Genomic DNA, 15792 nt, shown 5'->3' with positions numbered 1-15792 from the left:
TCATGCGTTGCCTTTTTATACTCTTTCTTTTTCTGAATTCGCTGAGTTTAACAGCCCAGAATTATAAGGCACGCTTCTATGATGTTAAAGATGGTCTGATTTCAGACATCTGTTACACCGTATTCCAAGATAGCCAAGGCTTTATTTGGGTAGGTACTAATGCGGGGGTCAGCCGGTTTAACGGTACAGAATTTATCAATTTTGATCAGGAAAATGGTCTCCCGGCTTATTCCGTCTATCAAATCCACGAAGATTCACAAGGGCGAATTTGGTTTCTGACAGATACAGGAAACATGGCTTTCTATGCCAATGGGCAGTTTCATAATCCTACAAACACTCCGTTTCTGAAAGAAATGAGTACCACCTCCTACCGATACGGTTTTCTTGAAGACAAACTTGGACAAATATGGGTAGGGAGTTTTAATGATGGCTTCAAGGTTTTAAAGCCCGACCTTTCTGTGGTTTCTAAGAAGGTAAGTAGACCTCAAAGGGGCATCAACCGCGTCCTACATTTTTATGAACTGGCAGACGATGCTGTTCTTAGCGTAAATGCAGACTCTATCTACTGTTACGATATTCATAATTTACAATTAAGCTGGGCAGAGAAGCTTTTTGACAAATCGGCTTTTGTAGTAAGAAATACACGCATTTCAGAATCAGAAATTCTATTGCAGAGCCAGACCGAAAGAATTTGGTTTGACATAGTTCAGCGTAAAGTTGTAAGAAAAGAAGAAGTGCAGCCCACCCCGGAGTTCATTTTCTTCTCTGAAAAGCTCGATAACACCTTCTATATCGGTTCCAGAAATGGTCTTTTTCAATTATCTGATTCTGACATTTCTCCTTCTACCAAATTTCCGGATTTAGCTGACAAGTCAATCAGCTCATTGATTAAGGACAATAATGGCAATTACTGGGCGAGTACCTTGAAATCAGGATTGGTAAAACTGACCAATTATCCTTTCTCCTTTGATGACACCAAACGAGGCCTATATCTTAAAAAGGAATTTGCCGATGGCAATGGCTTTGAAGGATTCTTCAACGGTACTCATACCTATCTGAAAGCAAATGGACTATCGAGAACTTTAAGAAATTATGTACCTCCAAACTCAAGGCCCTTTGAGGTATTACAACTGGCAGATGAACAGTATATCGTTTTCAATGAGAACTATGTTACTTATTACGAGAATGGCCAAAAATACCAAAGACCTTTTGCGGCCAAATCAGCTGTATTTGATCAAGAAAACGATGAATTGCTGATTGGGCAAAGCCGTGGCGTGAGCCGAATCAAAGTGCCTGAGTTCATTGCAGTAATCAAATCAAATGACCAGTTGAAGTTTGGACTTGCCCTTGCAGAAAATACAGGAGTTGAAAAGTATGCCAATTGCATTTTACCGTATGAGGGTAACTTCTTGGTGGGCACCAGAGATGGTCTTTTTAAGATTGAGACTAATGGTTCTTATCAAATCTCTGATGTGCCTGAGCTTCATCATTTAAATATCATGAAGATTTTGCCTCAGGCAAATGGCAGACTTTATTTACTCAGCTATGGCAAAGGAGTAATTGACTATAATCCTGTTAACGGAAACATAAGAAAATTCAATGAAGATGATGGCCTTGCCAATAACTTCCTGCACAATGGAATTATAGACAGAGACTCTTCTCTATGGGTTTTAACCAAACTTGGTGTAAGTCAAATCAAAAAGTCAACAGATCAGTATGAAATCCTGAATTATGGAGCCAATGAAGGTCTCATGAATACCTACATTCAGTTTTTATATGAAGAAAATGGTCTACTTAAATTTTGCTCTTTAGACGGAGAATACATCACAAACGCCTATGCTCTTCAAGAATATCACCAGAAAAAGCCACGAATATTTTTGACCAAAATTGAAGGCTTTGATACGGATCAACGAAATTTTGAAATAGGACAAAACCTATATCTTCAATTCGGCACCATTTCTCTGGAGTTTGGCGATGACCTTTCTACTTATTACAGAATTATCAATAAAAACGATAGTTCTGAATGGTTTCCCTTCGAGAAAAGAATACCTATCAATACCACTGAAAAGGCTAATTTGACCCTTGAGGTCAAAGCCAACACCAGAGAAAATTTAAGCTCAGATGTGCTTTCATTACCCATAAGAATTAAACCGACGTGGTATAGTTCAGCATGGTTTAGGTTCTCGCTGTTAGCTTTATTTACCCTTGCCATTGTCTACCTTTTTAAAAATGGCACACTAAAACTGGAAACTGATCAAATAAAAAAGACCTGGAACAAACTGAAGAATTTGAAAAATCTTCAACCTGGCCAGACCGAACTCATCATTAAAGTCACTGATGGCAGTTTTATTAAACTTACAGAACAGCAGGTATACAGAATCACCGCCTCTGGCAATTACGCCGAGTACCTGACAGAAAAGGGTAAATTCTTAAGTAGAGTTACTATGAAGGAACTAGAGGATGAGCTAAGCTCTGATTCTCAACTGAAAAGGATTCATAGATCGCATATTGTGAATATTGATCATATAGAAAAGGTATTTCAAAACAACCTATTGGTACGAGGTGATGAAATTCCTGTTGGTCACAAATACGCAGATCTTCTCAATGACCTAAAGGAAAAGGTAAAAATCATCAAATAAGCCCTACTTTTTCATCCCTGAAAACGATCAATTCGTCCCAGAGGTAATTCAAGACTACCCTAAACCGCAATTATTAAGGCTATTTTCATCACAAAGACCGTAACTTGCCGGGATGCTCCTAGACCTCAAATCTACATTTGTCATGAACCATTTAGAGAAATCATTCTTAAAATCAATCATAACAAATGAAAACTGTCAACATTCTCAGAAGGAAAACATGCTTTGTCTCAGACATCATTTTATTGAAAAGCGACGCAAATTATACCCACGTATTCTTTAGAGATGGTAAGCAATTAACCGTAGCCAAAACGCTAAAGAAAATGGAGGCAACATTTTCTGAGTTAGGCTTCATAAGAACACACAAATCGTACATCGTGAATCCAACGCATATCTTAAAATATTATGAGGTAGATTCAGAGATTCAATTGACTAAAAACCTAAAGGCTGCCGTATCCAGAAGAAGAAAAGATGCCCTGGAGCAGGTATTGCAAAACTAACTTTTTCAGGACTTCATGATTATGTCTTAAGCTCTATTGTATTTTTTAAACCTAAACTCGTTAAAAGTAAAACACATACCTAAATTGCGGCGTCAACAATAACGCCTATGCCGAAAAAACAGAATTTAAAAGAAGACGCTTTACGATACCATGAAGAGGGGCGTCCGGGCAAAATTGAGGTAATTCCTACCAAAGCATATTCAAACCAAAGAGACCTCTCTTTAGCGTACTCTCCCGGTGTAGCTGAGCCCTGTCTGGCCATAGCCGAGGATAAGGAAAAAGTATATAACTATACCGCTAAAGGTAACCTGGTAGCGGTAATCAGTAACGGAACTGCCGTTTTAGGCTTGGGAGACATCGGCCCTGAAGCCGGAAAACCAGTAATGGAAGGGAAAGGACTTCTCTTTAAAATATATGCCGATATAGATGTATTTGATATTGAATTAAATACCAAAAATGTTGACGAGTTTGTACGAACCGTCAAAATATTAGAGCCCACCTTTGGTGGCGTAAACCTGGAAGATATTTCAGCACCGGCGTGTTTTGAGATTGAGGAGCGTCTTAAAGAAGAGCTGGATATCCCGGTGATGCATGATGACCAACATGGTACAGCCATCATCTCTGCGGCTGCTCTTAAAAATGCCCTCGAACTTGTAGAGAAAGACATCTCTAAGGTAAAAATCATAGTCAATGGTGCCGGTGCATCAGCCATTAGCTGTACCAGGCTATACATGGCTTTGGGGGCTAAGAAAGAAAACATATTCATGTTTGACTCTAAAGGGCTCATTCACCCTTCCAGAGATAACCTGAGTGGGAAAAAGCCTGAATTTGTCAATGATAATTTGCCTGCTGAAACCACACTGGAAGAAGGCTTGAAAGGTGCTGATGTTTTCATTGGCCTATCTAAAGGCAATATATTGAATGGTGAAATGGTCAAAAGTATGGCTAAAGACTGTATAGTTTTTGCCATGGCAAACCCTACCCCCGAGATTAGTTTTGAAGACGCCACTGCAGCCCGAAAAGACATCATTATGGCCACCGGTAGATCAGACTATCCTAATCAGGTAAATAACGTACTTGGCTTCCCATATATCTTTAGAGGAGCTTTGGATGTGCGATCTAAAGTCATCAATGAAGAAATGAAAATGGCTGCTGTTTTGGCTCTGGCAGACCTGGCGAAGAAGCAAGTACCTGATATGGTCAACATGGCCTATGGCGAAGAAAGCCTCAGTTTTGGCAGAAACTATATTATTCCAAAACCTGTAGACCCCAGACTATTGACAGCTGTGGCTCCTGCGGTGGCAAAAGCCGCCATGGAAACAGGAGTGGCCAAAAGCCCAATTCAAAATTGGGAAGAGTATGAACTTCAACTAAGTAAGCGTCTTGGTCAGGATAATAGCTTGCTTAAGATCATTCATAATAAGGCTCGTAAGAATCCAAAACGTGTGGTATTTGCTGATGCTGAAAACCTTAGTGTGCTCAAAGCCGCTCAGGAAGTGAAGGATGAGGGAATCGCTATTCCTATTTTATTAGGCAATGAAAAGCGTGTGGCCAAGCTCATTGAGCAGCATAATCTTTCAATCAGCGATCTGGAGGTCATAGATCCTATGAAAACCTCTAAAGCCACTATGCAGGAGTTTGGCGACTTATTCTATAAGAAAAGACAACGCAAAGGACTGACATACTCCGAGGCTCATAGCATAATGAAACGTAGAAGTTATTTCGGTGCTATGATGGTAGAAACTGGCCAGGCAGATGCCATGATTGGTGGTTTGAGCCACAGTTATCCGGATACCATCAGACCTGCTTTGCAGATCATTGGTAAAGCCAAAGGCGTCAAAAAAGTATCTGGAATGTATATTCTAATGAGCCGATTTGGTCCTTTATTCCTGGCAGATACTACGATCAATTTTGATCCTTCATCAGAGGATTTAGTTGAAATAGCTGAACTGGCCGCTGAAGAGGTAAAGAAATTCAATATTGAACCCAGAATCTCATTTGTTACGTATTCAAACTTCGGCTCTGTACCTAATGGCCCTGCCCCTATCAAAATGAGGGAGGCAGTCTCTGAACTCCAAAGCAAGCATCCTGATCTGATCGTAGATGGTGAAATGCAAGCTCACCTGGCTTTTGACACCGAGTTACTAAAGGCAAATCACCCTTTCAGCTCACTAGCTGAAAAAGGAGCCAATACTTTTATCTTCCCAAATCTTTCGTCTGCGAATATTGCCTACAACATGGTAAAAGAAGTGGCGAATATTGAGAAAATAGGCCCGATTGTACTAGGTTTGAGAAAGCCTGTAAAAGTCTTACAAATGGGTGCCTCAGTTCGTGAGATTGTAAATATGGTGAGTCAGGCTGTGGTAGACGCTCAGAGAGCAGATGTATAATTATGACTTTCGAAGAATACTTAATAAGCAAAAAAATAGACGGTTCGGCCTTTAAACAGGCCGAACCTGACCGTTATCAGGAATGGAAAGGCATTTTTGAAGAAGTCCATCCAGATAGCTTTACAGCTCAAAAGAAGTTCCTGATTAACCCCACCCGTAGAAAATACTTACTCCAAAAAGATCAAGAGCCCACAAGGTAACGAACTATTGAGGCTAAGCCAATCCCCAAAATAAGCCATAAGGCTATCTTCCTGAAGCTTTCCTGTGAAATACGCTGAAGTGCTTTCTTACCAATATATGTTCCTACAAAGGAGATCAGCAGTAAGGCTGGTGCTTTAAAGAGCATATCTTTGGTGATATAATCTTGTAAATAGTACACCACGAATCGACTTCCATCTACTCCAAAGTCTATCAGGGCAGAAGTAGCTAAAAATGTGGCCTTCGGTATATCAAAAGAAGCTAACGTCAGACCTCTAACAGCTCCGCCTGTTCCCAGTAAACCTGCCGTTAGCCCAGATAAAGCTCCACCAAAAATGGAGTTGCCGGCGGTTTGTTTAAAGACGAATGAGGGTTTGAGTAAAAGAAAAAGCGAAAAACCAAAGAGGAACACTCCCAGAACCAGATCGCCTATTCCACCGCTTAAAAATCGTGAGAAATAGGCCCCTATGATAACCATCAAAATGCTGGGAAGGCCTATCCACAGAAAAATCCGCTTGTCAATGCCTTTGAAAAACAAGACTATTTTGGAAATGTTACTAAACAAATGATAAAAGGCTGTGAGTCCTAAAACTGCGTGAAAATCATAAAAGTAACCTGCCATAGGTACAAAGAATACGGATGATCCAAAACCACCCACGGTACCCAGAATTTCGGCAATTAGGGTCAATAAATAGAATATAATTTCCGGCAATAACATTCATCAAAATTAAGCTAAGGCCACAGCCTTAAATAGTTTCATTGACATCTGCTTTTATGTTTTAAGTCATAAAAACAGACTTTGAATTCACTCATCTTCGTTTATGCTGAAGCTTATAGGAATATTGACTTTGCTAGGCTTAACACTAAACACCTACGCCCAGCCCACAGACGCTCTTGTTCAGAAAGCCTTTGAGGCTAAATATGGTCACACACCTAAACACCTGAACTATAATGGTCTTAAAGCAAAGATCGACTCTGGCATGATTTATCATTGGCTAGCGACCACTACGAAACCAGAAGAACATCTTGACTACCTTAATCCTCATGACCTGCCGTATATACAATCCTTGAAATACCGATTTCACCAGAATTACGATAGGCTGAATGAGTTTCAGAACTTCTTCAGATGGAAGGAGAGGTTTAACATTGACGAATATGTCCTGATCAATATTGCCAACGGGCAACTTAGCTTCCACCGAAAAGACATTCAACCACTCCGAATGAAGGTTATCGTAGGAACCAGAAGACATCAAACACCTACCCTGGCTACTTACGCTGATGCTGTAACCATTTACCCATACTGGACAGCCACCAGAAATATCTCGATCAATGAAATTCTGCCGAAAGTCAAAGAAGACCCAGAATATTTGACAAGGAATAACTTTGACGTACTGGATCAGCAATTCAAAGTACTTAAAGCTGATACTATCCAATGGCAGAATATCACAGCAAAGAATTTCAAATTCTATTTCAGACAAGGAACTGGCTGTGATAATGCATTGGGTCTATTGAAAATCAATATTCGGAATCCTTATTCTGTTTACATGCATGACACGCCTCACACACAAGCTAGTAAATCACTTTTTGCAAGAGAAGCACGTTTCTACAGCCATGGCTGCATAAGACTTGAGCAACCCCTTGAGCTGGCAAATGCACTTCAGCCTCAAAAAGAAATAGACCAACAGTTGATGAACTATTGTCTTCAAAATCAAAAGCCTCAGATAATTCCTTTAAAGAAAGACATTCCTGTATTTATCATGTATTTCACCGACTGTATCGACGAGAATGGGGACTGGAAAACTGTGGAAGACTTCTATCAACTGTCGAAATAACTGATATCTGTCATATTTTGTAGTGAGTAGATGCAGCCTTCTACTGGTGTATCATGGCCAACTTTGTAAGGTAAATAAAGCACCATGGCCGAAGTTCTCGAAGAAATCAAATGTCATCACTGCGGAGAAGATTGCAGCTCTGAAGATTTAATCATTGATGAGCTTCACTTTTGCTGTATCGGCTGTAAAACAGTCTATGAATTACTGCAAGAGAATGACTTATGTGGTTATTATGACCTGGAACAGCATGCCGGAGTAAGCTTGAAAAGCAAAGACCATCAGGGCAAGTTTGACTACCTAAAAAACCCAACCATTGAAGATTCAATACTAGATTTTAAGTCTGAAAAGTTAAACAAAGTAACCCTTTTTCTTCCTGCCGTTCATTGCAGTTCTTGCGTTTGGCTATTGGAGAATTTCAATAAAATCAGATCTGGTGTTTTGCACAGCAGGCTCAACTTTCTAAAAAAAGAACTGAGTCTGACGTATGATCCACGAGTGGTCAATATGAAGGTGATTGTAGAACTTTTGGCTACGCTAGGTTATGAACCCTTAATTTCATTAGAGAATACGGTTGCCAATGAAAACAAGAAACAAAAAAGGTCAAACCGCTTATTGAGGCAGATTGCGGTGGTAGGTTTCTGTACCGGCAATATCATGTTGCTGAGTTTTCCGGAGTATTTTAAGCTAGACCTTCAAAATGAAGTAGACGCCCAGTATCAGAAGTTTTTTCTTTACCTGAATGTGCTGCTGGCCATGCCTGTTTATTTCTATGGTGCAGCAGACTATCTGAAAGGTGCCTGGATATCTTTAAAGGAAGTCTGGAAAAGAAACACCACAACACTAAGCGTAGACATACCGATTGCATTAGGCGTTACCGCTTTATTTATCAGGAGTTTATACGAAACTCTGATCAATGGCGGCGGAGCTTATTGGGACAGCATGGCTGGTCTGGTATTCCTTCTTCTTTTAGGCAAATGGGTTCAGAAAAAAACGTTCGACTACCTCTCTTTTGAACGAAACTACAAGAGTTACTTTCCGCTGGCTGTAGAAGTGAGAAATGGAGATTCGTTTGATTATAAAAATGTGGACGATCTTCAAAAGGGAGATATCATCAGAATTCATAATAATGAGCTGATACCAGCTGACTCAGAATTAGTATCTGGTCAAGCCTTCCTAGATTACAGTTTTGTCACTGGTGAAAGCGAGCCTATTTCAGTAAGAAACGACGAGGTGATATATGCCGGTGGCCGACAAAAAGGCCAAAACATAGAGCTTAGAGTTACCAAAGAGGTTTCAAAAAGCTATCTGACCCAACTCTGGAATCAAACCAATTTCAAAGAGGAAAAAGAAGTAGCCACCACCAAACTTGCAGATAATTTCAGCAAATACTTTACATATATCACCCTCGGTATATCATTTCTCACAGCCATCTATTGGTCAATAGTGAACCCAGAAATGGCTTGGCCGGCATTTACGGCAGTTTTAATGGTGGCTTGTCCCTGTGCCCTTACGCTCTCTATGCCATTTACCATGGGTACGGTCATGGGGATTTTCGGGAAGAATAAGTTTTATGTGAAGAACCAGGATGTGATTCAGAAACTGACAGAAGTCAAGCATATTGTCTTTGACAAAACCGGTACACTAACAAAAAATAATGATTACCGAGAGCTTAGCTTTATAGGTGAGGCTCTGGATCTTCAAGATCAGATAATTCTCAAAAGCCTGGCGGGAGTTTCCACCCACCCGGTTAGTAAACTCGTCAATGTTTATTTCCAAAATGTTGATAGCGTTCAACTCACTCATTTTGAAGAAGTTGAAGGTTCTGGATTGATAGGAACTTTTAATAAAATAGAATACAGAATCGGGAACGCAGACTTTCTGGAAATACCAGATAATATAAGAGCTAAAGATGCCCGCGTTTATCTCAAAAAAGGATCAGCGGTTCTAGGGTACTTTAAAACTAAACCTGTTTTCAGAGAAGGATTTGAGAAAGTAATTCACCAGCTCAATAGCTTTTTCAGCCTTCACCTCATTTCTGGTGATAAATCAACGGATAAAGATTACTTGCAGAATTACCTTTCTGAAGAAAATCTCCATTTTGAACAAAAACCAGAACAAAAGCTGGCCTTCATAAAAGACTTACAAAAAACACAGGAGCCTGTGCTCATGATAGGAGATGGACTCAATGATGCTGGTGCTTTGCGTCAGAGTGATTTGGGAATCGCCTTATCTGAGAATACGCAGGCATTTACGCCTGCCTCTGATGCCATTTTAGATGCCAGTAAATTCGCCGACTTATCAAAGTTTATTGCTTTCAGCAAGAAGTCTGTGAATATTGTCAAACTAAGCTTTATGCTTTCATTGGTATATAATTTCATCTGTATCAGCTGGGCTGTTAGCGGAACACTTTCACCGGTAGTTGCCGCTATTTTCATGCCTTTGAGTAGCATTTCCGTAGTGCTGTTTGCTGTTATTATCACCTATTTTTCTGCTCGCAAAGCCAAATTAATCGTATAACTATGTCAATCATCATCCTTCTTGTAATCGCTGCTTTAATTTTTGCCGGAGGCTTTTTAGTGGCCTTTTTCTGGGCCACCGATGATGGTCAATTTGATGACACGGCCACACCAGCCATCAGGATTCTCAATGATGATACTGTAGAGCAAAAAAAGTGATTCGATTGAGATAAAAGGCTTTAGTCAGGTCTCTTCTAAGGCTTAAAAGTTTTATCGATGAGCAAGTTTGAAAAAGCCTTTCTGAAATACTGATTAAAATCAGCTCCCTCCCCTTCTCCACTCATGTTTTGCCGTTTGGGCTACTTCTAACTTGCCTTAGTAAAATCAATAGAGCATGAGAAAGATCAATCAAAACAAAAGAATCATCAATACCGGGAAGGTATTGACCGATTTCAAAAGCACACTGCTACAGGCTCAAAACGAGGTAGATTACTTCCTTGATGTCTTAAACGACCTAAAAACCAAAACCATAGGAAATAGTGTCAAAAGCCTGCGTGTAGCCCGGTTTGTACAAGAGTTTCACCACTTTGAGAGACTCATCAAAAGGCTTTTGCAAGAGCATCATGACCTCCACCACGACCTGGCAGAAGACGCTCAGGAGAAAGCTATGGTAGACAGCGAAACCTTCGGAGATATCCGCTATTTCAAAAGCGAAATGAAGGATTTTGAGAATAACTACAAAGAGTATAAGTACAAGTTCAGGGCCTTTGTGGCAGACTTCGATTACCTGAGTAAAGAGGTCGCATGATCTTGATCATATTTCAATGGGGCAACGCTCATGTTTGCCCCGTGAAGTCAGATTTACTTTTACATCGCATTAGTATTAAACACCTCTAAATATGCATTTTTTAAGAAAACCTCTGTTATCAGCACATTCTGACTCTAGCGGTGGCAATCTGGAAGGCTTTTATTACGACAATAAGATTGTCAAAGCCTTTTTAATTGCCACTGTTGCGTTTGGGATTATCGGTATGCTGGCCGGGCTTACTGCAGCCATTCAGCTCTTTTTACCAGCGGCCAACTTTAATCTGCCTTATACCACTTTTGGGAGATTGAGACCACTACACACCAACGCCATCATCTTCGCTTTCGTAGGAAACGGGATGTTTGCAGGTATTTACTATTCACTACCCAGACTTACAAAAACCGCTATCTTTAGTAAAGCTCTTAGCTGGATCCACTTCTGGGGCTGGCAGCTGATCATTCTTGCCGCAGCCATTACACTGCCTTTAGGAATGACCACCTCTAAAGAATACGCAGAACTGGAATGGCCTATTGATATAGCCATTGCTTTAATCTGGGTGGTATTTACCATTAACCTCATTGGTACCATCATTAAAAGACGTGAGCGTCATATGTATGTAGCTCTATGGTTTTATATCGCTACAGCGGTTACCATTGCTATGCTACATATTGTAAACTCTCTGGAGATTCCGATCAGTATGACCAAGAGTTACTCACTTTACGCCGGTGTACAAGATGCTCTGGTACAGTGGTGGTATGGTCATAATGCCGTGGCGTTTTTCTTAACCACGCCTATTCTTGGTTTGATGTACTATTTCTTACCTAAGGCGGCCAACAGACCGGTTTACTCTTATAAATTATCCATTATTCACTTCTGGTCTCTGATTTTCATTTATATCTGGGCTGGTCCTCACCACCTTCTTTATACGGCTCTTCCAGATTGGGCACAGAGTTTAGGTACTGTGTTCTCCATAATGCTTATTGCTCCTTCTTGGGGTGGTATGCTGAATGGTCTTTTGACCTTGAGAGGTGCCTGGGACAGAGTTCGTGAAAATCCAGTCTTGAAGTTCTTTGTGGTGGCTGTTACCGCATACGGTATGAGTACGTTTGAAGGCCCAATGCTTTCACTGAAAAACGTAAACGCTATTTCTCACTACACAGACTGGACCGTAGCACACGTTCACATCGGTGGTTTGGGCTGGAACGGCTTCATGACTTTCGGTATGCTGTACTTCCTGATTCCTAGAATGTGGAAGACAAAACTATATTCTACCAAACTGGCGAACACACACTTCTGGATTGCTACTTTAGGTATTCTTTTCTATGCCTTACCGATGTACTGGGCTGGCTTTACTCAGTCATTAATGTGGAAGGAATTTGACACAGATGGCTTCCTTGCTTATCCTAACTTCCTGGAAACTGTGACACAGATTATCCCGATGTACGTAATGCGTGCCATTGGAGGTAGCATGTACCTGGTAGGGGCTCTGATCATGGTTTATAACCTGATTAAGACAGCCAAAACCGGAGAGTTTATGGCAGAAGAATATGCAGAGGCTCCTGCTCTTCAGAAAAACGTAAAAGTAACAGGAGGCCACTGGCACTCTGTTCTGGAAAGAAAACCGATCACCTTTACGGTACTTGCATTTATAGCTGTGGCTATCGGAGGTATCATTGAGTTTGTCCCTACTTGGGTAGTAGACTCTAATATCCCGACAATTGAGGCCGTAAAACCTTATACACCACTAGAGCTGGAAGGTAGAGATATATACATCAGGGAAGGGTGTAATAACTGTCACTCTCAGATGATCAGGCCGTTCAGATCTGAGACAGAACGTTACGGTGAATACTCAAAAGCCGGTGAGTTTGTCTATGACCACCCTCACTTGTTCGGGTCAAAACGTACAGGTCCTGACCTTCACAGACTAGGTGGCAAATACCCAGACAGCTGGCATTATAACCATATGTTAGAACCTGCCAGTATGTCTCCGGGCTCTATAATGCCGGCCTACCCTTGGCTTCTGGATGACGAGTTTGGAACAGACGAGATTGGCAAAAAGATTAACGCCATGCGTACCCTGGGCGTGCCTTATGAAGAGGGCTACGAAGAAGAAGCTCCTGCAGATATGATGCAGCAGGCTGCCGAAATCACCGGCAGACTGGAAGAAGCCGGAATAGAAGTAAGTGAGAATAAAGAGATTATAGCTCTGATAGCCTACTTACAGCGACTAGGAATAGATATTAAAGGACAAAACTAAGTTTCAATCATGTTTAAGAATTATTTATCAGGTATAGAGGGAGTTAGCGTTTATCCAATCATCTCTCTCAGCATATTCGTCGCATTTTTTGTTCTCCTAGGCTTCTTTGTCTTCAAAGCAGATAGAAAGTATATCAATCACATGGAGAATCTTCCACTGGAAGAAGGTGAAAAAATATAGATCACAAATGGCAGGAGCCAGCAATGGCTTCTGCCCTCACCAAAAAACTATAGTAAAATGGATTTAAATTTTAAAAACGGTGAAGAGCTTTTCCAGTTTCTCTTACTTGGGGTCTTAGTTTTCTTCACAATCATACTGCTCATTGTGGTCCTGAATATTTTCATGACCTTAAAGGCCATCCTGAATGAGAAAGCCGGAATCAAAACAGAGCCGTTCACGCTCAATTCGCTTTGGAATAAGCTCAATAGCTTCAGACCTATGTCTGAAGAAAAAGATATCCTCCTGGATCATGATTATGACGGCATCAAGGAGCTTGATAACCACTTACCACCTTGGTGGCTGGGTATGTTTTACGGAGGTATTGTTTTCGGCATCGTTTATCTGTTAAACTACCATGTTTGGCAGTGGAGCCCACTTCAAACTGAAGAGTACGAAATAGCCATGGCTGAAGCTGCGGAGATGAAGTCTCAAATGCAAAGCACTTCAGTAAGTAGTATTGATGAAAATAACGTAGAACTGCTCACAGATGCCTCTGATATAGATACCGGAAACCTCATTTATACAGCTAACTGTGCGGTCTGCCACGGAGCAGCTGGTGAAGGAGGTGTCGGTCCAAACCTTACAGACGAATACTGGTTACATGGTGGTAGTGCAAGCGATATCTATAAGACCATCAAATATGGGATAACGGAGAAAGGGATGATTTCCTGGGAAGGTACGCTTAAACCTACTGATATGCAGCAGATAACCAGCTTTATCAAAACCCTAGCAGGAACTAATCCGGCTAACGCTAAAGCTCCTCAGGGAGAAATTTATGTGGAAGAAGAGGCTCCTGCAGCTGATGAGACAGAGGCCGAAGAATCTACATCAGAAGAATTAGCTACCCTTTAAAAATAAACCCCGAAAACGAGGGATAATATTTCCCTCGTTTTTCTTTTCAAAAGCAACAATTGTCACTGTTTGCGAACCAACCCATCCTTAATATAGAAGTGTAGTAAAAGGCAGCTATTCTGTCAAATTTCAAAATAGTTAAAGGTAAAAAAATGGCAACCGAATTTACATACGACGAACTCTACGAGGATGAAGAAGGCGGCTTTAGAGATAGTATTGCCACAGTAGATAAGGACGGTAAACGTATCTGGCTTTATCCTAAAAAGCCAAAAGGACAATTCTATAATAAGCGGCTACTGGCCACCATCGCGTTTCTGGCCATTTTTATTTCAGGACCGTTCATAAAAATTGGTAACCAACCGCTGCTGATGATGAATCTCTTTGAAAGAAAGTTCGTCATTATTGGCAGGCTATTTCTACCACAAGACTTTGTCATATTCGGATTAGGAATGATCACTTTTGTGGTGATTATCACGCTTTTCACAGCCACATTTGGGCGTATCTGGTGCGGCTGGCTTTGCCCCCAAACTGTTTTCATGGAAATGATCTTCAGGCCCATTGAAAATTGGCTTGAGGGAGACGGACGAAAACAACAGAAATTTGACCAAAAGAAACTGGATTTTGATAAAGCCTGGCGTAAAACCCTCAAGCATATCATCTATATCACCTTCTCAATTTTCATTGCCCACATAACTATGGCTTATATTATCGGAATTGAGAATGTCAAAGAACTTATCACCAGCTCACCCGCTGAAAACATCTCTGGCTTTATAGGACTAGTTGTCTTTACAGCACTATTCTATTTTGTGTTTGCCAAATTAAGAGAGCAGGTATGTATAGCCATATGTCCTTACGGCAGGCTGCAAGGTGTTTTGGTAAATAAAGACACCGTAAATGTGATGTATGATCATAAAAGAGGTGAACCGAGAGGCAGAATCAATAAAAAGGCAACCGTTGAAGATTTGAACCTTCAAGGCGACTGTATTGACTGTAAACTTTGTGTACAGGTTTGCCCTACAGGCATAGATATCAGGGATGGTGTTCAGCTGGAATGTGTCAACTGCACAGCATGTATAGACGCCTGTGATGAGGTAATGGAAAAAGTAGATAAACCAAAGGGTTTGATTAGATACGCCTCATTGGAATCTATTGAGAAGGGCATTCCTTATAAACTACCCATTAGATCATGGGCCTACATAGGTGTATTATTTTTACTCATAGGCGTTGAAGCATTTATGCTCATAAACAGGGCAGACATAGAAACCACGGTAATGCGTGTGCCTGGTCAGTTATACCAAAGAACAGAACAGGGAAACATCAGCAATTTATATAACGCCCAGATGGTCAATAAATCACAGGAAGAGATGAACCTCAAACTTGATTTTGACGCAGGGCAATCTGACTGGACACTAAAAGTAGTAGGAGCCGATGAAAACGGATTGATCAATCTTAAACCTGAAGCCAAAACCGAAGTGGTTTTCTTTATTGAAATACCTGATGAAGATGTTAAACAAAGATCTACCAAGCTTAATCTCAAAGTAGTAGACGAGACTGGTGAAGAGGTAGAAACAGTAAAAACAAGTTTTTTTGGGCCAGGTTAGACACTGCTTGAAATAAAGACAAGCTCACATAAATAATTTAGAGAAT

General features: G+C 40.8%; 13 protein-coding genes. 12 read left to right on the top strand and 1 reads right to left on the bottom strand.

Going from position 1 to position 15792, the window contains the following annotated elements; translation table 11 throughout:
- Positions 1 to 2: 2 nt before the first annotated feature.
- The 4 genes from ACUXV0_RS00695 to ACUXV0_RS00680 all read left to right on the top strand — a co-directional run bounded on the left by ACUXV0_RS00695 (position 3) and on the right by ACUXV0_RS00680 (position 5726).
- Complete coding sequence (locus ACUXV0_RS00695) at positions 3 to 2639, top strand: ligand-binding sensor domain-containing protein (protein ID WP_446191131.1); 2637 nt, start codon at positions 3 to 5, stop codon at positions 2637 to 2639.
- Between the two features lie 185 nt (positions 2640 to 2824).
- Positions 2825 to 3136 carry a LytR/AlgR family response regulator transcription factor gene (locus tag ACUXV0_RS00690; protein WP_446191130.1) on the top strand — a complete coding sequence of 104 codons (312 nt, stop codon included), beginning with the start codon at positions 2825 to 2827 and terminating at the stop codon, positions 3134 to 3136.
- 107 nt (positions 3137 to 3243) lie between these two features.
- Entirely contained in the window at positions 3244 to 5526 is a 2283-nt protein-coding gene (locus ACUXV0_RS00685; RefSeq protein WP_446191129.1) for an NADP-dependent malic enzyme, read from the top strand.
- Between the two features lie 2 nt (positions 5527 to 5528).
- Positions 5529 to 5726 carry a hypothetical protein gene (locus tag ACUXV0_RS00680; RefSeq protein WP_446191128.1) on the top strand — a complete coding sequence of 66 codons (198 nt, stop codon included), beginning with the start codon at positions 5529 to 5531 and terminating at the stop codon, positions 5724 to 5726.
- Here ACUXV0_RS00680 and ACUXV0_RS00675 read toward each other — a convergent pair.
- Positions 5708 to 6442: a sulfite exporter TauE/SafE family protein gene (locus tag ACUXV0_RS00675; protein WP_446191127.1), complete on the bottom strand. Its 735-nt coding sequence runs from the start codon at positions 6440 to 6442 to the stop codon at positions 5708 to 5710. The genes ACUXV0_RS00680 and ACUXV0_RS00675 overlap by 19 nt on opposite strands.
- A 103-nt stretch (positions 6443 to 6545) precedes the next feature.
- On the opposite strand from ACUXV0_RS00675, the gene ACUXV0_RS00670 reads away from it, so the two are divergent.
- From ACUXV0_RS00670 to ccoG, 8 genes are all read left to right on the top strand, one after another.
- Positions 6546 to 7556: a L,D-transpeptidase family protein gene (locus tag ACUXV0_RS00670; RefSeq protein WP_446191126.1), complete on the top strand. Its 1011-nt coding sequence runs from the start codon at positions 6546 to 6548 to the stop codon at positions 7554 to 7556.
- 84 nt (positions 7557 to 7640) lie between these two features.
- Positions 7641 to 10073 carry a heavy metal translocating P-type ATPase gene (locus ACUXV0_RS00665; protein WP_446191125.1) on the top strand — a complete coding sequence of 811 codons (2433 nt, stop codon included), beginning with the start codon at positions 7641 to 7643 and terminating at the stop codon, positions 10071 to 10073.
- Between the two features lie 2 nt (positions 10074 to 10075).
- A complete protein-coding gene (gene ccoS, locus ACUXV0_RS00660; protein ID WP_446191124.1) occupies positions 10076 to 10231 on the top strand; it encodes a cbb3-type cytochrome oxidase assembly protein CcoS in 156 nt (51 codons plus the stop codon).
- Between the two features lie 175 nt (positions 10232 to 10406).
- Positions 10407 to 10820 carry a hypothetical protein gene (locus ACUXV0_RS00655; protein ID WP_446191123.1) on the top strand — a complete coding sequence of 138 codons (414 nt, stop codon included), beginning with the start codon at positions 10407 to 10409 and terminating at the stop codon, positions 10818 to 10820.
- Positions 10821 to 10911: 91 nt separating this feature from the next.
- Complete coding sequence (ccoN, locus tag ACUXV0_RS00650; protein WP_446191122.1) at positions 10912 to 13074, top strand: cytochrome-c oxidase, cbb3-type subunit I; 2163 nt, start codon at positions 10912 to 10914, stop codon at positions 13072 to 13074.
- A 9-nt stretch (positions 13075 to 13083) separates the two neighbouring features.
- Positions 13084 to 13254 carry a CcoQ/FixQ family Cbb3-type cytochrome c oxidase assembly chaperone gene (locus tag ACUXV0_RS00645; protein WP_446191121.1) on the top strand — a complete coding sequence of 57 codons (171 nt, stop codon included), beginning with the start codon at positions 13084 to 13086 and terminating at the stop codon, positions 13252 to 13254.
- A 57-nt stretch (positions 13255 to 13311) separates the two neighbouring features.
- Entirely contained in the window at positions 13312 to 14145 is an 834-nt protein-coding gene (locus tag ACUXV0_RS00640; RefSeq protein ID WP_446191120.1) for a cbb3-type cytochrome c oxidase N-terminal domain-containing protein, read from the top strand.
- A gap of 152 nt (positions 14146 to 14297) precedes the next feature.
- A complete protein-coding gene (gene ccoG / locus ACUXV0_RS00635) occupies positions 14298 to 15746 on the top strand; it encodes a cytochrome c oxidase accessory protein CcoG (protein WP_446191119.1) in 1449 nt (482 codons plus the stop codon).
- Positions 15747 to 15792 lie beyond the last annotated feature (46 nt).

It is taken from the genome of Jiulongibacter sp. NS-SX5, assembly GCF_052828545.1.
Note: the sequence above shows the minus strand (reverse complement) of the source record. Positions and strands in the feature narration are given on the sequence as shown.